The 20681-nt window shown below is 54.0% G+C and carries 12 protein-coding genes and 1 pseudogene; 6 read left to right on the top strand and 7 right to left on the bottom strand.

Annotated features, from left to right (window positions below; genetic code table 11):
• Window positions 1-2 precede the first annotated feature (2 nt).
• The 5 genes from VI25_RS07380 to VI25_RS07360 all read left to right on the top strand — a co-directional run bounded on the left by VI25_RS07380 (window position 3) and on the right by VI25_RS07360 (window position 9328).
• Window positions 3-659: an SCO family protein gene (locus VI25_RS07380; protein WP_045687808.1), complete on the top strand. Its 657-nt coding sequence runs from the start codon at window positions 3-5 to the stop codon at window positions 657-659.
• Window positions 646-1200 (top strand): DUF420 domain-containing protein, encoded by a 555-nt coding sequence (locus VI25_RS07375; RefSeq protein ID WP_045687807.1) that lies wholly within the window; start codon window positions 646-648, stop codon window positions 1198-1200. Before VI25_RS07380 ends, VI25_RS07375 begins: the two co-directional genes overlap by 14 nt.
• Before the next feature lie 63 nt (window positions 1201-1263).
• Window positions 1264-1524: a hypothetical protein gene (locus VI25_RS07370; RefSeq protein WP_045687806.1), complete on the top strand. Its 261-nt coding sequence runs from the start codon at window positions 1264-1266 to the stop codon at window positions 1522-1524.
• A gap of 110 nt (window positions 1525-1634) precedes the next feature.
• Window positions 1635-5354, top strand: a complete 3720-nt coding sequence (locus tag VI25_RS07365) for a sensor histidine kinase (RefSeq protein WP_143436993.1) — start codon at window positions 1635-1637, stop codon at window positions 5352-5354.
• 152 nt (window positions 5355-5506) lie between these two features.
• Complete coding sequence (locus tag VI25_RS07360) at window positions 5507-9328, top strand: hypothetical protein (protein ID WP_045687805.1); 3822 nt, start codon at window positions 5507-5509, stop codon at window positions 9326-9328.
• A 142-nt stretch (window positions 9329-9470) separates the two neighbouring features.
• Here the strand turns inward: VI25_RS07360 and VI25_RS07355 are convergent, their stop codons facing one another.
• Complete coding sequence (locus tag VI25_RS07355) at window positions 9471-11600, bottom strand: beta-N-acetylhexosaminidase (RefSeq protein WP_055562399.1); 2130 nt, start codon at window positions 11598-11600, stop codon at window positions 9471-9473.
• Between the two features lie 125 nt (window positions 11601-11725).
• Between VI25_RS07355 and VI25_RS07350 the strand changes: the two genes are divergently transcribed.
• Window positions 11726-13519: a hypothetical protein gene (locus VI25_RS07350; RefSeq protein ID WP_045687804.1), complete on the top strand. Its 1794-nt coding sequence runs from the start codon at window positions 11726-11728 to the stop codon at window positions 13517-13519.
• A gap of 12 nt (window positions 13520-13531) precedes the next feature.
• Here the strand turns inward: VI25_RS07350 and VI25_RS07345 are convergent, their stop codons facing one another.
• The 6 genes and pseudogenes from VI25_RS07345 to VI25_RS07320 all read right to left on the bottom strand — a co-directional run bounded on the left by VI25_RS07345 (window position 13532) and on the right by VI25_RS07320 (window position 20572).
• Window positions 13532-14890 (bottom strand): DUF58 domain-containing protein, encoded by a 1359-nt coding sequence (locus VI25_RS07345; protein ID WP_045687803.1) that lies wholly within the window; start codon window positions 14888-14890, stop codon window positions 13532-13534.
• 118 nt (window positions 14891-15008) lie between these two features.
• Window positions 15009-15979: pseudogene (locus VI25_RS07340) on the bottom strand (AAA family ATPase).
• 363 nt (window positions 15980-16342) lie between these two features.
• Window positions 16343-17632 carry a DUF4350 domain-containing protein gene (locus VI25_RS07335; RefSeq protein ID WP_055562398.1) on the bottom strand — a complete coding sequence of 430 codons (1290 nt, stop codon included), beginning with the start codon at window positions 17630-17632 and terminating at the stop codon, window positions 16343-16345.
• Between the two features lie 6 nt (window positions 17633-17638).
• A complete protein-coding gene (locus tag VI25_RS07330; RefSeq protein ID WP_052695075.1) occupies window positions 17639-18295 on the bottom strand; it encodes a DUF4129 domain-containing protein in 657 nt (218 codons plus the stop codon).
• Window positions 18296-18567: 272 nt separating this feature from the next.
• Window positions 18568-19584 (bottom strand): hypothetical protein, encoded by a 1017-nt coding sequence (locus tag VI25_RS07325; RefSeq protein ID WP_045687801.1) that lies wholly within the window; start codon window positions 19582-19584, stop codon window positions 18568-18570.
• 19 nt (window positions 19585-19603) lie between these two features.
• Complete coding sequence (locus VI25_RS07320; RefSeq protein WP_045687800.1) at window positions 19604-20572, bottom strand: stage II sporulation protein M; 969 nt, start codon at window positions 20570-20572, stop codon at window positions 19604-19606.
• Between the last annotated feature and the right edge of the window lie 109 nt (window positions 20573-20681).

Raw genomic sequence — 20681 nt, 5'->3', positions numbered from 1 at the left:
GAATGCGGCCGGCACAGACGTTGCTGCTGGGCCTAATTCTGCTAGTTCCGGTACTGGCCTTTCTGTTTCTGAAAAGCTTCGGTACAAACCGTTACGCGCTGCCAACCTTCCTACCTGACCACGTGGACTCCACGCAGGTGAGCGGAAAGTGGCAGCGCGATACTGTTTTTCACCAAATTGGTGACTTCCGATTTCCGTCTCAAGCCGGGCGAGAGATAACTCAAGCGGAGTTAGCAGATAAGGGCCTCTATGTGGCTAATTTCTTTTCCACAACCTGCTCCGGTATCTGTCCGCAGGTTAGTGCGCAACTTTCGCGAGTACAAGAGAAGTTCCGGCAGGAACCTAGAGTACGGCTTGCATCTTTCACGTTAGATCCAACTCATGACTCCATAGCAGTGCTGGCTCGCTATGCGGAGCAGTATGGCGCTATTGCTGGCAAGTGGTTTTTTCTTACTGGCAACCAAGCAGGTCTCAATCAATTGGCTGCGCGTGAGTTTCGTTTGTCTATGGAAGGTAGTGGCCTAGTTCAAAGCCAGAAGATCTTTCTGGTAGACAAGAACCGGCAGGTGAGAGGGATGTATGACGGAACCAGCGAAAAGGAAATAAATCGGCTCATCACCGAAATTGGCGTGTTGCTCTACACCTATGACCACGAATAATACGGCCACTAACCCTGGCAATTTCACAAAGTACAAAGTACTAGCCGCGGTGCTAGGCGCAGTAATTCCAATAGCAGTTGCTATTCTGTATTACTTTCCAAACGTGTTCCGCATTGAAGGAGCGCAAGTGAAAGCGTTGCCAGCCGTAAATGCAGCATTAAATTCCCTAACGGCTGTCTTTCTGATGTTAGGGTATTACTTCATCCGGCGCAAAGAGGTGGCGAAGCACCGGGCCATGATGGGCATAGCTTTCTTGCTAGGCTCCTTGTTTTTGGTGTCGTATGTAGCGTATCACTCGCAGGTAGAAAGCACTAAGTTTGGTGGTGAAGGAGCAATCCGGTTTGTGTATTACTTCATTCTACTAACTCACATTGTGCTGGCCGCTATAACTGTAGGGTTAGTATTGTTTACGTTGTACTTCGCCCTTACCGAGCAGTTTCAAAAGCATCGTCGTATTGCCCGTTGGACGTATCCCATCTGGCTATATGTGTCCGTAACAGGGGTTATTGTATACTTCATGATTGCGCCCTATTATACCTAAGAGCGTGATTCACCTTTCTGCTTCTAGCAGGAAACTTTGCCGGGATGCCGGTGTTATTTAACCATGAAAAAGGCTGCTACTACCGGATTGATTGCATTTGTACTAGGCTTGCTGCTTAGTGCTTTGCCCCTGCAAGTGCAGGCTCAGTGCACTATGTGTAAAACACAGGTGGAGGCCTCGCGTCAGGAAAAGGACGGCTACGATACTACGGGCCTCAACAAAGGGATTCTATACCTAATGACGATTCCGTATGTGCTTATAGGCACGGTGGGGTACTTCTGGTATCGTAATAGCAAGAGAAAGAAAATTGCGGGCAGCCGCTAATACCATGACCTTCGCTGTAGATCGGCGCTAAAAGGTTGATAAATAGGAAATGCCGCCCTTTGGCGGCATTTTTGTTGACAGCTTGTCTGTCCTGTGCTTTCTCTTATCCGTTGAAATTCGTACGCCTTTCTCCTGTCCTGTTACTGGTGCTGGCCATGCTATGCTTTGTGGGTGCTTACCTAAGCAACCGCTATGCACAGACGCCGCTCGTAATGCTACGCACTGCTACAGCCCGGTTGCAAACAGCGGTACTTGATGCGGAGCTGTTAGGAGAACACGAAGCTGATAACTTGGCGCAGGAGCTCGTTGCAAACAAGATTCGGTTTCAAACGCTGACGGGTAGCACTACATATCCGGTCTTCGTATTCCGGGGCGAGCGTTTGCTATTTTGGTCAGAACACACCGTCCGGCCGGAGCCCGAGCATGCAACCCAGCAGTTTGACGATAAGCTGGCAGAAACCAAGTTCGGTAAGTTCTTGGTGCTTCGCCGAGTAGCGGGGCCCTACGTGATTCTGACGTACGTACCACTTGAAATTACTTACGGCATTAGCAACCGCTACCTGCGGGAGGGCACCAACAACGCCCTTTTTCAAAACCTGAATGTTCGCCTACTAGTAGAAACTACGCCCTCTGCTCGCCCGCGTATCTATTCGGAAGAGGGTACCTACTTGTTTTCAATTGAAAGCCTACAGGATGATCCTATTACAGGCCGCTACCTCCCATTAGGGCTCCTGTTGCTCGGGTTCGGCCTATATGTATTAGGCTGGTCGCGGCTGGCTCAGCGCTTCTTTCAGCAGGGGCAAACGTGGCAGGGTGTCGTGGCGGTGCTACTTCCCCTGGTAGCATTTCGGGCGGGAATGCTTTCCTTGGGGTTGCCCTTCTCCTTTATCGAGGTGCGTCTCTTCGACCCTCGTTTATATGCTGCTTCCTGGCTTTCTCCCTCGCTGGGCGACTTACTGCTGAACGCCATAGTGTTGATTATAGCGGCTATTTACGGCTTGCTGCTGTTTCGGCGGTATGGGCTACTGCGTCGGGTGTGGCAGGTAAAAGACTGGCGGCAGCGCGTAGCATTAGGGGCCGTGGCAGTACTGGGGTTTTATGGCTTATTAGAACTTCTATTCGACTTTTATTCTAGCAGCTTCAACAATTCCCTGCTGGTACTCGACATCACCCAGGATATTCAGATTAGTACCTTCAAGATCCTGCTGGCACTAGCCATAGCCCTTCATACGGGGGGGTATTTGATGGGCTTCTATATTCTTTCCCAAGTATTTGTGGGAATTGTGCGGCCATCTACCCGCCGTACGGGACTGGTGCTGCTGCTGCTTTGCACCGTGTTGTTCTTGCCGGTGGGTCTAGCCATTGGGGAAGTGCATAGTACGTTGCTGGGCATTACGCTGCTGTTTTTCCTGGTACTACGCTTTACTGGGTTAAAGTCAGCGGGGGCAGTGCTACCGTATCAGCTGTACCTATTCATCTTCCTAATGCTGGGCTTAAGCTCTGGTATTGGCGCGCTGGCTCTGTATGAGCACTTTGATAGACAGCTGCTGCTCAACAAGCAAACCATTGCCAGCAATTTGCTGGTCGATAATGACTTGCAGGGGGAATATCTGCTGGCTGAACGAGCTCTAGACATGTCGCACGACTTGGGTTTACGGGTGATGTTGACTAGCCCCTTCGTAAACCAAGACCTGATTCGGCAGAAAGTGGCGAAATACCACTTGCGAGGGTATTTCGATAAGTACGAAGTAGCCATAACGCTATTTGGAACCAATGATTTGGCCGTAGGAATGCCCGGCAATTTGGCGCAGATGCAGCAGTATCTGTTGCGTCAGGCAGTGCCTACCGAGCATCCTAATATCTACTTGCTTCGGAGCGGCGCCGCATCGTTCGTGAGCCGACGCTATGCGGCCTTCGTGCCAGTACCTTCCGCCGATGGTGATACCAGCCACATTGTACTGGAACTCTCCCTGAAGAAACTAACTGCCAACAGTGTAGTGCCAGAACTGTTGGTTGACCAGAAATTCTTTCAGCCTGGTCTTGGCACCGAGCTGAGTTACGCAGGCTACGAAAACGGGCAATTGGTGTACAACGAAGGCGACTTTGACTACATCAATAAGCTTACCCCAGCCCAACTACAGCTTCCTAAACTGTACACAACGGGTCTTTCCGTGGATGGCTTTCAGCACTTGGGCGTTAAGGGCACGGCTGGTCGGGTAGTCGTTGTAACGACCGCCATGTACTCGTTTGGCGATTGGCTAGCCAACTTTTCCTTTCTGTTTCTACTGCATACCGTGTTCTGGGTGGCTGGCATTGGGGGCTACCTGTTGGTGCGGGGGCGGTACGTGGAGGTGCTCCGGACTAATTTCAGTACAAAGATTCAGCTCTTTCTCAATGTAGGTATTCTGGTGCCGCTCATCATCGTGAGTATCGCTACTGCCAGTCAGGTAACTAACTCCTACAAGCGAGATTTGCTACGCAACTATCAACGACGGGGGCAGGCAGTACAGGAAAACCTACTGAAGAACAGCTCCCTACTAGCAGACTCGGCCGACCGAGCCGAACTGGTCGATCTTGCCGAAAACGTATCCTCGCTCACCGAGACCGACCTTAATCTATACGATTCGCACGGTGAGCTGCTCGTTAGCAGTCAGCCTCTCATCTTTGAGTCGGGCCTGCTGAGTACCCTCATGAACCCGCAGGCAGTAGCGGCACTAGCAGAGGAGGGGCAACCCCGTCGGCTGCTCACGGAACGGGCCGGTACACTTTCGTTTAATTCCCTCTACTTGCCCCTGCGTGCGGCAGCTATCCAGCCGGGAAGGCCTGGGGAGGTGCTGGGGTACGTTGGTATTCCCTTCTTCGATTCGGAAAAAGACCTCGATAATAAGCTGACGGAGCTTATTTCCACTATCCTGAACATCTTCACAGTGATGTTCATCTTATTCTTAGGGTTGGCTTTCCTGGCTTCGCGCATTCTCACACAACCCCTAAAAATCATTACCGAGAAGCTGAAGCAGACTACCCTGACGGGCCAGAACGAGATGCTGGTGTACGACTCAGAGGATGAAATTGGGCTGCTCGTACGTGAGTACAACCAAATGCTGCTGAAGCTGGAGGAAAGCAAGCAGGAGCTAGCCGCGCAGGAAAAGGAAGCTGCTTGGCGCGAGATGGCGCGGCAAGTGGCCCACGAAATCAAGAACCCGCTTACGCCCATGAAGCTGAGCTTGCAGTTCCTGCAGAAAGCCATTCAGGAGCGGCGTGCGAATGCGGAGGAACTAATCAGTCGAATTTCCCAGACGCTCATCACTCAGATTGACGTGCTATCTGACATTGCTACCTCATTCAGCACATTTACCAACCTGCCTGCAATGCGGCCTGAGCGGCTGGATGTCGTGCCCGTTATACGCCGCTGCGTAGGCCTCCACCAAGGTAGTAGCCAAGCCACTATTGGTTTGGAGCTGCCCGAGGACGCTGACACGGGGCGCTACGTGGTATTTGCGGATGAAAACTTATTAGTGAGAACCTTCAACAACTTGCTTATAAATGCCCTGCAAGCCGTGCCCTCTACCCGCCAGCCCGTCATTGAGGTGAAGCTGGCGACGTGCGATGCTAGTCGTATTCGAATCTGTATTCAGGACAATGGCACGGGGATTCCGGCGGAGGTTCGAGACAAGGTATTCGTCCCTAATTTTACCACAAAGGAGAAGGGGTCTGGTATTGGTTTAGCAGTAGCACGCCGGGGTATCGAAAGTGCCGGCGGGCGTATTTGGTTTGAAACGGAAGAGGAGCAAGGAACCCTGTTTTGCATTGAACTGCCACTGGCTGGCTAGGTATCAGAGGAAACCGATCATCTACTCATCTGCTATTTATCCTGCTCGTAGGTATATGCTGAGCTACGGCCAATCAATAGAGGCTACCTGGCACGAATTCAGTGGAGTTTATCGTTGTGTAGCCGCCACATTTCGCGTCGTAATGCCACTGCATGATTAGCAGCTTTCCGCACTATTTCCTGCGCTTTTGGGGGCTGCTGGTAGTATGGCTGGGCTGCGTAGGAATGGTACGAGCGCAGCAACCTAACCAGCCGCCCAATACTAGGCGGTGCGTATGGGTACGGCTGCCTGCCGGGCGCGATACGGTAGATTTCACTTTGCGCGACACCCTCACCATTGTTCCCGCCTCAGTGAGCCAGGAGGGACGGGCGTTGAGTTACAACGCCCGTACCAACCAGTACCGCTACGTGCGGCCGGCTACTCGTTTCCCATCGCCTGAGCCCGGCCAACCCGATTTACTGCTAACAAGCGGCCCCGACTCCGTGCTGGTCTGCTACCGGGTGCTGCCAGTACAATTGTCGGCGGCTCGCTACCTGCGGGCCCGCACCCAGATGGACAGCCTAGATTTCCGGCAACGCGTATTTGGGACGGAAGATTTTGCGGTAAAAGAGCAGATTCTGAGTACGCCCGGCATCAACAAAACCGGAAACCTGTCGCGTGGGGTGTCGTTCGGCAACGCGCAGAATGTATTCGTCAACTCCTCTCTTAACCTGCAACTGGAAGGTCGTCTCACAGACCAGATTACCCTCACTGCGGCTATTTCCGACCAGAACGTGCCCTTTCAGCCGGAGGGCAATACGCAACAACTGCAGGAGTTTGACCGCATCTATATCACACTTACCCATCCGCGCTGGAGCCTGACCGCTGGCGACGTAGTACTCCGCAACAAACCCGATTACTTTCTGAAGTTTTACAAGAACATTCAGGGCGCAGCCCTGGAAGCCAACTTTGGAAAATTACCTACGGGCGGATTTGGGGGCGGCGCCATTGGGCCGGGCATCAGTAATTCGCAGCTACTACCTTATTCCTTGGCGAGTGGTACTAGCACTGGCACTTTTGCTACCAGTCCCCCGACGGTGCCTACGCCGCCAGGGGTTGGGGGGCAGGCGGGTACTACCCCGGAGGAGCGTAGCCAAACGGTAACTACTGCTGGTGCCGCTACGGGTGCGCCCCGCCCTGCAACCCCGGGCCCAGGGGTGCGGGGCTTACTCAGCGGGCCCATGTTTGCCACAACCACTGCGGCAGCCGGCGTGGCCAAGGGAAAGTTTGCTAGTATTGAAGTAACCCCGTTGGAAAACGTGCAGGGCCCGTACCGCCTTCGAGGACCCAATGGCGAGCAGTTTATCATTGTATTGGCCAACTCCGAGCGGGTGTATCTTGATGGCCGGCTGATGGTGCGAGGCTTCAACTACGACTATACCATCGACTACAATCAGGCGGAGGTCACATTTTCGCCTCAGCATTTGATAACGCGCAATTCTCGCATTCGAATTGACTTCGAATACTCTGACTTTAACTATGCGCGTTCGTTGTTTCAGGCGAGCCACTACCAGCAGATTGGCCGATTGCAGGTCCACGCGAATTTCTACCGGGAGGCCGATAACCCAGACAACTCGCCCAACCTCACGCTGACGGACGATGATAAGGCCCTGCTGCGGACCATCGGCGACAACGTGAGCCGAGCCGTGACAGATGGTGCTACTGTTGCCGAGTACGACCGGCGGCAGGTGCAGTATAACCGGGAAGAGCGCACCGTGAATGGGCAGCTAGTAGAAGTATTTACGTACCCGCCCGATTCATTACGCCAGGTATACACGGTGCGCTTCACAGAAGTAGGCGTCAACCAGGGTAGCTACGTGCTCAGTACACTAAATGCCAACGCCAACGGACGAGTGTACGACTTTGTAGGGGCCGGTTTGGGCAATTACGCTCCGGTGCGGGTGCTTCCTACGCCCATTCAAAAGCAGCTCGTGACGGTAGGCGCAAACTATCAGCTAGATGCCAACACAAGCGTCTTTCTGGATTTGGCGTCCTCCAACCTCGACTTGAACCGGTTTTCCGCAGAGTCAGCCGAAGGCCGGGCAATGCGGGTGGGCTATACCGTGCAAGATCGGGCCATCAACTTACCGGGGCTGCGGCAGTACAAGTTGCGGAGCACGCTCGATTACGAGTATACCAGCCACCGCTTTGCGCCCATTGACCGGTACCGCGACATTGAGTTTGACCGCAACTGGAGCACGAGCAGCACGCCTACTAACGTAACCGCCGAGCGGGCTCGGGAGGATAATATTCTGAATTTCGCGGTGGGCGCCGTGAAAGACGCCAACAACTCGCTGGGCTACCGGGTAAGTCGGCGCTACCGGGCAGGAGAAGTAAGCGGCCTGCAGCACTGGGTAGATGTAGCCCACCAAACCGGCAACGTGCAGCTACGCGGTAGTTTATTTCTGCTCAACTCGGAAGTAGGGCGCCGCCATTCTAGCTGGGCGCGGGGCGAAGCCACCGGGCGTTACGTGGGTGGCCCCGTGGTACCCGGCTACGCCTACCGGTTCGATAAAAACCGCGTAGCCCTTCCCAGTGGTGACTCGCTGACCTCAGCCAACTATTTTGATGAGCACGCCCTATTTGTGCAAAGCCGGGACTCCGCCCGTACCCGTTTCCGAGTAGACTATACCTACCGCCGCGACCAAACACCCACTACTGACCTGCGGGACTTGCAGGAGCGGGGTCGCGCTCAAACCTGGCAGGGTACGTTAGCCACGCACATTGGGCGCAATCAGGACTTGGCAATTCTGGCTACCTATCGCGACTTAAGTGCGCGCGACAGCGCCCGCCAACGAACCGTACTAAGCAAAATTGACTGGAACGCGACGCTGTTTCAGAACATGGTGCGCTCGGAGTTGAGCTATGCAGTAGCTACCGGCCGGGAACTGCGGCGCGACTATTCCTTTCTGGTAGTGCCTAACGGCCAGGGCACGCACTACTACGGTGGTGATGCCAACCGCAACGGTCGCCAGGATAAGGAAGAATTCTTTGAAGCTCAGACGGTGGATGCCCAGTACCGCACCCACATCAAGGTGTACCTGCCCACAGACGAGTATATCCTGGCCTTCACCAACCGATTCAGCTACCGCCTTACCACCAATGCACCGCGCGGCTGGCGGGAACTGCCCGGGGTACGGGGTTTCGTTGGGCGCTTTTCGGCCGTGAGTACCATTACTTTAGACCGCAAAACCACTGATAAAAGCCTGTCGTCGCGCCTAAACCCGTTTGCATTTCAGACGAATGATCCGCAACTACTCAGCTTAAATAAGCTGCTGCGTAATACGCTTTACTTCAACCGATCCAATCCAATTTTTGGGTCGGAATTCACCGTGCAGCAAGCTCAGCAGAAGGTGCTACTCAGCCAAGGCTCCGATACGCGCAACGTGGCCAGCCAGAGCCTGCTACTTCGGCGTACCCTAGCGCAGTCGTTCACGGGCCGCCTGACACTAACACGCAGCATCCGCCAAAACATCACCGACTACCTTGACACCCTTTATACCCGCAACTTTCGGTTGCTACAGTACGAGGTAGCGCCCGAAATCAGCTACCAGCCTACGCAGGCTCTGCGACTTACGGGTACGTATTTGCGCACATCTAAGCAGAACACCCAGGAGGGGGAGTACCTCAATATCCGCAGTACTTTCGATGAGCTGGGACTAGAAACCCGCCTGAGCCAAGTAGGTAAGCGTACCCTCTCCGCCACGACGCGCTACGTACGCGTGGTGTTTGATGGCGACGCGGGCGATGAATCCTCGCTCGTGGGTTTGGAAATTCTGAACGCGCTCCGCCCAGGTAGCAACTTCACCTGGAACCTCAACATGGAGCAGCGGCTCAGTAACGGCCTCAATATTACACTAGCCTACGACGGACGTAAAGCTAATGGCCTGAGCGTAGTGCACACGGGCCGCATGCAGGTTTCCGTGCTGTTCTAGCACCCCGGCAGAGAGGTAAGCAACAAGCACATCTATACTACTTGAACTGCTACTATCTCCGTGGGCTGCTACTTATAAAGCGTGGCGGGGTAGGGAAAAGCAACTGATTGATCTGTTGAAGCCACTTCAGTTGTCCTACCTCTTATTTGACTTCTACCAAGCGCCGAATAGCGGGCACAACGGCTAGCTCAGTTTGACCAGCAGGTGCTTTGGCGGCATCTAGTTGCTTTAGTGCCGCTGCTTGCCAGACAGCAGTAGGGGCTTGCCCTTTCTCTAGTTGCTCCAGGCGCTCCAGTGCCAGCGTAGCAATAGCTCTCAGTTGGCTAGATAAAGGGGCGTACTCCTGAAGAGTAGGGTTTTGCTGTAATACTGGCTGCACCAGCACATCATTGTTTTGCCACAGCCGGGCCTGAGTTGTGAGGTAGGCCAGCAGCGCCCGGCTAGGTTTACCCTGAAAACGGTCGGCAGTGGGTGCCAGCTTCAAGTACTCCAGCATTCCATCCACGGCAGTACCAAATTCTCGCGCCACGTCTGACTCCGCCGGGGCTGCATCTACTAGGCGATTGAGAGGCGTTTGGGTAGTGTATTTGAAGCCCTGAAAGTGGCGTTTATATTCCTTTACCGGCTCCAGCACGTTAGCTAACGTGCGCAATGGCACTAGAGCGGTGGGAGTGCCAGCCAGTTGGCGTAGTAGCTGCTCAGGGGCGCGGCGGTGTTGTAGCCCAAAGGCCTCCAATTCCTTACTTACCAAAGCCAACCGACGATACATATCGGGTACATCGGTGATGGTGGCGCTGCTCCACAGTCGCTCCGCCACTGCGGCCGTGCGCGGCCAGATGCGCGAGTCGATGATGACTGAATCGGCAAACTCGGCCCACATGGTAGCTTCGCCACCTAGTATTAATTGCTTTTGCTCGTTGGTTAGCGGAGCGTCTTGTGGGAGTGGGTCATTGGCGTAGTGGGTAGCCGCGCTATAGTTCAGGTCAATATAATATCCATTGGAAAGGATGGCTGGGTGACCTTCTTTTACTGCATCGTAGAGCCCTTTTCGCCCCCGCCAACTCTGAATAACGGCATCAACTGGCAAACCGGGACCCAGAATTTCATCCCATCCTACCATTTTCTTCTGGTACCCGGTCAGCATTTGCAGTAAGCGGCGGTTGAAGGCCGTCTGCAGGGCGTGCTTATCCAGTTGGCCCTTGGCCGTCACCATCTTGTTGTTGCGCATGTACTGGGCAATGCGCGGGTTACGCTTCCAAAAGCGGCCATCGTTTTCATCGCCCCCAATGTGAAAGTAGGGGTCGGGAAACAAGGCCGTCATCTCCCCCAATAGAGTATTGAGTAGCTGATATGTGGTTTCCTTGGTAGGGTCAATAGCAATGTTGAGCACGCCCCAGCGCTTCGCTACGCCATAGGTGGAGTCGTTGGAGGCTAGTTCAGGATGAGCGGCTATCCAGGCGGTAGTATGGCCGGGCAAGTCAAACTCCGGTACCACCCGAATGCCACGGCGAGCGGCATAGCGCAGCACCTCGCGCACTTGCGCTTGCGTATAAAACTGTCCCTCGCCGCCAATAGTGTGCAGGCGAGGTAACACGTTGCTTTCCACTCGGAACCCTTGGTCGTCGGTTAGGTGCCAGTGGAGGACGTTCAGCTTGGTAGCCCACATGGCGTCCAGGTTGCGCTTGACCACGGCCACGGGCATAAAGTGCCGGGCAGCATCGAGCAGCAAGCCGCGCCAAGCAAAGCGAGGCTTATCAACAATATCTACTTCTGGCAGCCAAACAGCTCTTTTTTCTGTTGTAATTAACTGCCGCAGCGTGGCCAAGCCATGCAACACACCTAGGTGAGTAGGCGCCGTAAGGGCTACCGCCATAGGTGTTACCCGCAGCGAGTACGATTCGTCCTCGCCTACTTGCGGCAAGTTGCCTATCCGTCCGTATTGAATAATCAAGTTGGCAGAGGGTAGGGGAGTAGTTAAGCGGGCCTGCCGTGCCATCTCCGCCGTAAAGGGGCGACCAGGCGTGAAACCTGGCAGCACTAACCGACTAACTAGCTCCGTAATAGCGGAGTCGGCAAGGGCAGTGCCCGCACCAAGCGCTTTTTGCTCGGGTTTGAAAACCTGCCAAGTAAAAGCCTGCTTCACTGCAAAACGCCCCTGGCCCCAAGTGGTTTGTAGGGGTACTGGCAGCAGTGCGCGGGTTTCGGAAGGCTGAGCCTTGAGAGGCTCACATAGCAAAAATAACAACAGAAGCAGAAGCGAGCGGATGGGCATTGGAAACGGGTGCAGGGCGGAAGGTGTGAGCCCCAAAGTAAGCAAGCTTCGGGCCGAGGCCAGAAACTGGCAGTTTTTTCTCATTTTGCAGCGCATTATGCCTTACGCTATTTTGTTTTTACTGCATGAAGTCGCCCTCTCGTTTGGCTTGGTTCTTTTGCTCTGTTTTTATCTTACTGGTTTCGTTTGGCTACTATCCGAAGTGGAATAAAAAGGGAACGGAGGCTCTGTTATCATGGGATGCGTATGGCTATTACATCTATCTGCCTGCTGTTTTCATTCACCACGACCTGAAAGATTTACGCTTTGGGGAGGGCATCATTAAGGAATTCCAGCCGACCATTGCTTTTGATCAAGCGTTTCGCCCACCGGGCAGCAACCACTATGTGCTGAAGTATTCTTCGGGTATGGCCCTGCAGGAACTGCCATTCTTTATGGCAGCCCATGCGCTAGCTAAGCCCCTAGGGTATCCTGACAATGGCCTTTCCGAACCGTACCAATTTGCGATTCAACTAGGTGGCGTATTAGTAGGCCTGTTAGGATTAGCACTGGTACGTCGGGCGCTAGTACCGCGCTTTGGGGAGTGGCCTGCTGCACTAACTATGATTGTGTTAGTGCTAGGTTCCAACTATTTAGAGTATGCTGCCATAGGTGGTGCCATGACCCATATTTGGTTGTTTACGTGGTATGCAGTGTTACTTACACTTACTCCGAGTTTCTATCGTCGGCCCACTATGGGTCGGGCAGTGGCTATTGGTGCAGTAGTGGGCATCATGACGCTCACGCGCCCCACTGAAATCTTAGCTGCGCTGCTCCCTTTATGCTGGGGCCTGCGACCTACCGCGGCAGCCTTTCGGGAACGGTTTCTGTTCTGGGGTCGGTACTGGCCATATGGGCTATGGGCTCTCGTAGGAGGTGCTGCCTTCGTACTAATTCAGCCGTTGTACTGGCATTATGCTAGTGGTAACTGGATTGTGTATAGCTATCAGGATCAGGGTTTTAGTTGGCTGCTTCCTCATTTGTGGGAGGGGTTATTCAGTTACCGCGCAGGTTGGTTACTCTATTCGCCTCTGTTATTTACTGCTCTGTTTGGGTTTGGTGCACTTCGGCGGCAGGTTCCAGAGGCTTTTTGGGCCATGCTGGTGTTCACCATTCTGTTTATCTATGTCACCTTTGCTTGGGACATCTGGTGGTACGGCGGCTCATTAGGGCAGCGGGCAATGGTACAAAGCTATGCGGTACTGGCATGGCCAATGGCGGCCGCCTTGCGGTGGCTACTCGCTCGTCCTAAGGCAGCGCTAGCATACGCAGTAGTAGCCCTACTGGGCTTCTACTATAATATCTGGATGACGCATCAGGCACACCGTGGTGGTTTGCTAACGGGTGAGATGAGTAGGGCTTACTTCTGGCACATCGTAGGGCGATATAATGTGTCGCGCAATGCACGGCTGCTACTAGATAGCAATTCGGAATATACTGGCTCTACAAAAGATACCCGTGTACTATTAACCGAGGATTTTGAGCAGCAGCCCGCCGAAATGTGTGCCACGCCAGCCCTAGCAGGAAAATGTTCCTTGGTACTAGACAAAGACCACCAGAATAGCCCAGACTTTTCCGTTGACCTAAAGCCGGGCGACGTAAAGTGGTTACGCGCATCCGTACAGGCCCGCACAGATGAGCCAGTTTGGAATACCTGGGATATGACTCAGCTCTTTATAACTTTTCGTAAAGGAGATAAAGTAGTTAAGGAAAAGTCGGTGCGCCTACAGCGGGCGTTGGAATTAGGGTGGGCAAGTACGCTGCCAGTTGATATCAAGGCCCCGCAAGAGCCCTACGACCGGGTAACGGTGAAACTGTGGCACCCTAACACAACGCGCTTAGTGGTGGACGAACTGCGCTTGGAGGCATTCCCTCAGTAGAAAAGAGGCCACTTATAGTAAGCCTCGTGCCTTAAATTCCAGGTACCGATTGATGGTGTTGGCGGTAAGCTGCTGCGGGGGCGTGAGAAGGGAGTGAATGCCGTAGCGGTTGAGCTCCAACACGATCTGTCGCTTCTCCTGCGCAAATTTCTCGGCAATGGTTTGGTTGTACACGTCCTCCGTAGTAGCAGCTGGCGTTTCTAGGTATTCGCGCAGTTCGGTGTTCTCGAAAAACACTACCAGCAGCAAGTGAGACTTAGCCAAGCGGCGCAAATAAGGCAGTTGGCGCTGCATGGCACTGAGCGTCTCAAAATTGGTGAAAACAATCAGCAAGCTGCGTTGCCGAACCTGGGTACGTATTTGCGTGTATAGCGCTTGGAAATCGGTTTCCAGATACTTAGTGCGCTGTTTGTAAAGTACCTCTAGCAACTTGCCCAAATGCCCCGGCCGGCGCTCAGCGGGCACTAGGCGGCCGGGTTTCTCGGCGAAAGTGAGTAAGCCCGCTTTATCATGCTTGAGCAACGCAATATTGCTGACTACCAGCGTGGCATTGATGGCGTAGTCTAATAAACTCAAGCCTTCGAATGGCATGCGCATTACCCGCCCTTTGTCAATGAGGCAATAGACTTGCTGGGCCCGCTCATCCTGGTAATGATTGACCACTAGAGCGTCGGCAGCCTCGGGCGTGGTTGCGCGGCGAGCGGTAGCCTTCCAGTTGAGAGCTCGTGGGTCGTCGCCGGGCACGTAGGGGCGGATCTGCTCGAATTCCTGACTGTGGCCCACTCGTCGGATGCGCTTCACTCCCACATCGGTAAGGCGGTTGTGTATGGCTAAGAGCTCATAGTGGCGCATCTGGAGAAACGACGGGTACACGGGCACCATCTGCTCTTGTCCGAACTGGAAGCGCCGGCGTACCAAGCCCACCGGAGAAGTTGCGAAGACATTCAGCAGGCCAAATACATACTCCCCACGCTTTACTGGCCGCAACTGGTAATGGATAACGTGGGTTTTCCCGGACTCTACTACCGCCCGAAACCGTACGTCGCGGCGCTGAAACTGGTGCGGAATCTCGTCAATAGTTGTCGTGCGAACCGCAAAGCGGTAGTAGTTCTCCAGGTAAATAGCCACGTCATTGTCGGAGCCATTAGCTAGCTTATCGCCCAGCACCCGGCGGCCAAATAGGGGGCCAGGGCTTCCAGCGCGGCTTGGACCATACAGAAGGCCAGCGTCCAGAGCCGTTAGTAGCACCAGTAGCCCCAGTACCACCTGCAGGGGAACCAGCAAGCTAGGCACCAGAAATGCTACTACAAGGCCCGCCACCAGCAGGCCCAGCACCAGGAAGAAGCGGCTGGTCAGGAAAAAGCTTTTCAAGCAAGTAGTTTGGTTAGCGCGCGCACTGCAGCAGGTCTATCTTGCTGCTTATGTTATCTATAGTGCACAAATGGCTGGTGAGGCGGTCTTGGCAGGTAGCTGGTGCCATAGGCGGAGCCTACCGGGGCACCTCAATCTGTTGCATAATCTGCTTGACGATATCGTCCGTTGTGCCGCCCTCTATTTCGCGCTCAGGCGTAAGCTGAATGCGGTGGCGTAGGACAACGGGGGCCAAATACTGAATATCCTCCGGCGTCACGAAGTCGCGGCCACGCAAGGCGGCTAGGGCCTTGGCACCGTTTAGAAGTGCAATGGACGCCCGAGGCGAAGCTCCCAGATACAGGCCTTTGTGCGCCCGGGTTTGGCCAACCAAGCGGGCAATATATTCCAGTAGTTTGGGCTCGATGTGCTGCTGGCGCACCTGCTGGCGCATGTCGGCTAGTTGGTGGCTGATAGTACGGGCTGGACTACCTCCGTAGGTACGCCTCCAAAACCACTGTGGTGGCCTTGTAAAATAGCCACCTCCTCTTCGGTAGAAGGGTAGCCTACGTTGAGCTTAAATAAGAAGCGGTCAAGTTGAGCTTCCGGTAGGCGGTAGGTGCCCTCTTGCTCTACGGGGTTTTGAGTGGCCAAAACCAGGAAAGGCTCAGGCACCGGGTAGGTGGTACCATCCTGCGTAACATGGTGCTCTTCCATCACCTCAAACAAGGCCGATTGGGTCTTGGCCGGCGCCCGGTTGATTTCATCAATAAGCACCACGCTGGCGAAGATAGGACCGGGCCTGAATTCAAATTCGCCGCGTTGGGGCCGGAAAATAGAGGTGCCTAGTACGTCAGAAGGCATCAGATCGGGCGTGAACTGGAGGCGGCTGAAGGACACCTGCAGCGTACGAGCGAGCAATTTAGCGGTTAGGGTTTTGGCAACGCCTGGCACGCCTTCTAAAAGTATGTGCCCGCCGGCTAGCAGGGCCGTCAGCATCAACTCTACTACCTCGTGCTGGCCCACAATTACCTTCGCCAGCTCGCGTCGTACGGCCTCAGTAGCCGCCGAGAGCTGACTGAAATCGGTGCGTTGCCCAAAATCGGTCAGCGGAGCGAGGCCAGCGCTACTATCCACGTTCACGGCATCCGCAGTAGTGCCCTGGGCTAAGGGCGGAGTAGTAGGTTGAAGAGCGTCGGAGGAAGTATCTAGAGGGTTTTCCATAAGTTGCACTACAGAGAAAAGCACGCGAGAATGTACCGGAATTATATAAATGTGTTCATTCTATATATACTTGAAAACACAGCTGGTAATGGCAATAGTGCTTTCGCGGAATAGTTATATACTTGATAAGTTACAAAACGAGATACAATACAATTTTTTCATCTGGTAGATTACGCTGTTCAAGTTCGCTGGAAAGTAGGTAAGAAATAGATGAGATAGGGTAGTAAGTAGGTTAGCATAAGAAATAGGTCAGAAAGCAGCGGCGCTAAAGCTGCTGATAGCACGGCTTAGACGAAGCAAATCGGCATCTGAGACTTGTGGTGCCGTTTGTGCCTTATGTATGAGCTTAATGAGTTCATCAACTTGCTGACGTGGGACACCCGCCTTCTGGGCCATTCGGTCGCGGGTTGACTCATCAAGCAGGTCCAGATTTGGTTCTTGCAGGCGTAGCCGTAATTGCTCTCGGAATAAGTTGATTTTTTTGTTGGCAATGAGGGAATGATCGGACCCTTGCCGGTAGAGAGAGGCGACAGTGCGCGTAAATAGCAGTGTAGTGTTGGGCAGCGGCTTAATAATGGGAATAATGCGCTGACGTCGCCGCGCCTTGAAGCCCACAAAAATCAGCAGGCCTACCAAGCCAGTGTACCAAGCCCAGCGTAAAGCTTCGTGCTGCCGTATTACCCGCAGCAACGACTGTTCGCCTGTAGGGCCCTGCTTTTGGTATTCGTCCCAGAGGACCGCCTGATTGGCCGGTAACTGCGACAAAGCGGCAAAGGCATACGGGGCAGTGCTTGGTTGAAGCAGGGCCACGTTGCTAAACGCCGCCGGGGTAGAACTCAGAATGAAAGCTCCTTTGCCAACGGGTACGCGCACCAATACCGGGTTATGGCTCCTATCTCGGGCTAGCACCGTGGCTCGGCAGTTTTCCAAGGCTACGAAATGCCAACCTACGTCAGGGAGTGGAAACCGAAAGCGGCGTGGACTGCCAGGAGCCGGATTTACCAGTTCTAGCGTGGTAAAAGTTGCTTGGGCGCGCTTGCCTTTGGTGTGGAGAAGCATGCGCTGCCGAAGAATGCTGTCCAGCCGCAGACTAGAGCGGATAAACAAGTGTAGGGTATCAGCCAATACATCGTCAAGCGACTCGGCGGCAATGAACACTGTATTGCCGCGGGCCGCGTACCGCAGGAGCGCATCCTGGTCGAGGCGTGAGCAAGCAAAATGGCCGTCAACGAATAGGTACGATGCTCGGGCCGAGGTAAGCGGCGGCAGGTAGGTAGATGATACTACCGAGTCGGGGTCGGTGTTGGCATCCAGAGTCGGAAGAAGCTGATTAGCAATGGGCAAGCGCGTCGTACGGATGTCTTGCCCCGGAAATAGATCGGGTAGCGCATCGTAGAGCACGAAGGTGCCATAGGGAATCTTATCCCGGTTGATGTAAGTGGGCGTCCAATCCGTCGGCTGAGGTCGGAAGTATTCTACTGCTACGAATGCCACGAACAGCACCCCCAACGTTAGCAGAAACAAGCGGAATCGGCTCATGCGTGGCTACGCGGCAGCGCGGGTAAGTAGCGAAAGAAAATGCTCACGGGTTTCGCGCAGAGCAGGATAGGCCGTTGCCGTAAGCGCTACCTCCCCGTACCACACATATTCAAACTGGCGGGTGAGAACAGTAAAGTCAGCTGCCCAGCGGGTGCCAGCTACTTCCCGCACATACTCGTAGTTGGTTTTGTCTGGTTGCCATTGAATCAAGCCCTGCTCAGTTAGCCTGCGCAGAACCAACAGGTAGCCTAGGCGCACCGCTAGGCGGTAATTGCCGGCCACTTCGGCGTCCGCTAATGCTCGGCCGAAATCAACCGCGTGAATGTTTTCGGGCATGGCCTCGTAGGGAAGAGGCAGGGTACGAGCACGGCGGCCTAGCACGGTGGTCAGGTCGAGCTTGAGTAGGCGCAGCACAACATACAACAGGGCTGCCCCGAACAAGCCGTATATTACGTAGCGCCCTTTCGTCTCATACGTGGGCCCCGAAAATAAGCCTCCTAGCCATTCCCAGAGTTTGCTCCAGAACAACGACCACACGCTGGGCGACTCTCGGTTCTCCTCTATTTCTACGTACTGAAATGCACGCTGCTCGCGGAGCGCCCGGAGGCGGGCCGCCCTGGGCTGGCGCAACGCGGTAGGAGGTCCCTGCGCAAGAGGCAGCACTATTGGAGAAGCCCTTTTTCGCACAGAAGCTTTTAGTGAGTCGCGTGGGAGTGCCGGCGGCTTGGGGGGTAGTAAGGGCTTCGGCCGCTGCACGCCTGGGCGAGTCGCCTGGGCCCAGGCTCGCTCGCAGGCTCCAGCTACTAACAGCACAGATAGCAGTGCTGCCAGCAGTGTCCGGCTTACGCTAGTAGTAACTATGCGACAGAGAAAGGATAACGGCACCACAGCCACGGCAAAAGCAGAATAAGGCGAAAAACGACGGTGATTAGCTGTTAGTACTCACCCTCCTCATCAGGCTGTAGAACACTAGGCGCTGCTGCCGGAGGCGCCTGGCCTAGGCTAGCCAGCTGTAGATACAGGCCTTCTCCATCGTGGCGCTCAACCAAGTTGAAATACTGAAAGCAGATGGCTAAGATAAACACGGGGAGAACACCGAGCATTGCAAGGGATTGTAGCGAGGCAGCTACAATCAAGAGTAGTTTAACCAGCTGATCAGATAGTTGGCTTAGCTGCTTTACAAAGGGGAAAGCCATGGCCGCAAGTACACTGAGAAGAAGGACCATAACTGTTGTAGTAATGAGGCCTACCACAATCAGGAGGCCAAACGTAGACCACCATTTGCCTTTGATTAGTTGAAAGCAGCGCCTAATGCTGGCAAACATTCCCTTCCGCTCCCGTAGCCACACAATGAAGAATAAGGAAAGCGTAACGCCTATGTAGGCAATAGCTATATAAGTGAGTGGGATAATAAGGAAAAAGGCTCCCGATGAACTGAGCGTTGCAAGGCCGCTGCCTAGTAGCCCGAAGAAAAGAGACAGCAGCATGCTGGCCACTAAGAATAGTAGAACAAGGCTCAGGGATACGCCTAGCATACCCAAGAAGCGTTTCCTGACCATTTCCCACACCTCGCTTATGGTTACTGGGACTGCGGGGGAAGGCCGGTTCATGCTTACGAGCACGTAGCTGTAGACCGTAAGCTGCAATACTACAAACAGCAGCATTCCACCCAGAATAGTAAGCGAGTAACTGGGCGAAGTCAGTAGGTCATTTACAAAACCAATAGTGCTATTGGGCTGCGTGCTCACGTTTCTTATAGCATTTATTAGCTTGCTCTGGAGCAGGCCCGACGCAATGCCCGTAACGAGGGCCAAGGGCAACACAAGAACGACCAGTACCCGTAGGAGAGGCCGGAAATGAACCCGCAAAAAATCGAACGTAGCCTCTATCTTCTGCCCGAAGTTTCGTTCCTGTAAAAAATCTGACGGTTGCGTGAATGACAAGTGGCGCATGGTAAGCAAGCAACAATAATTAGACAGCAGAAGAAACTGGCAGCCCTGATCCACGGCGGTATACCCACCAAGGATACACCACAAAGTAACCCAGAATAAGCGCGGCTGAGAGGCCTATGATGGTGAGGCTAGCCCACAGAGGCATTTCGGTGTGGCGCGTAACAAATCCTTCCAGAAACCCCGCCATGATGAATATGGGCACTAAGCCTAGGGCCAGCTTCATGCCGTCGCGGGCACCCCGGCGGAGGGAGTCGCGGCGGGAGTAGGTACCTGGAAACAGCAGGCTGCCTCCCAGTACTAAGCCCGCTCCTCCGGCAAGAATAATGGCTGATATTTCTAGGGTGCCGTGTATCCAAATAGTGAGTACCGACGGCAGTAGTACACCCTGTTGGTAAAAAAAATACTGAAAGGAGCCCAGCATCAGCCCATTACTGAAAAGCAAGTAGGTAGTGAGGAACCCACCAGTAATGCCGCCCGCAAAGGCATAGAGCGACACTTTAATATTGTTAAGAGTGATGGTCAGGAACATCAACGTTTCATCCTTGCCCTTGTACACGGCCATGGGGTCACCCTTCCGAATATTGGCTAGGGTCTGATTCACGTAGGAGTCACCCAGCACCACGCGTACAAAGGTGTCATCCAGCGCCGCTGACAAGGCCCCAATAATGGTACACAGCAAAAAGAACAGAAAGCTGCCGAGCAAAGCGTAGCGGTGACGAGCTACCAGCAGCGGTAGCTCCCGGCGCCAGAACCGCCCAAAGCGCCCCGCATCTTCCTTTTTGTTTTTATACAAGGCCTGGTGTAGCTTGCCCGTCAGGCCATTGAGATAGGTCGTAGTGGTTGAACCTGGATAGAAGGTGCGAGCATACGACAAATCATCGGTCAACTCCACAAAACGCTGGGCTAGTTCATCGGGACCCGCGGCTGGCTGTGTTTCATACTGGTGCCAGCGCTCTTGGTTCTGGCGGAGAAATACCGCTTCACGCATATGCAAAACTGCCGATAAGACAAGTAAAATACGGGTGCCACGTAGTGGCACAGTCCAAATATACAGGTTTCGGGGTGGCAGCCACCGGCCAACTTCTTTTTCTATTTTA

The organism is Hymenobacter sp. AT01-02, assembly GCF_000961955.2.
Classification (GTDB): domain Bacteria; phylum Bacteroidota; class Bacteroidia; order Cytophagales; family Hymenobacteraceae; genus Hymenobacter; species Hymenobacter mucosus.
The sequence above is the reverse complement of the archived record's forward strand: the minus strand, read 5'-3'. Positions and strand labels throughout refer to the sequence as shown.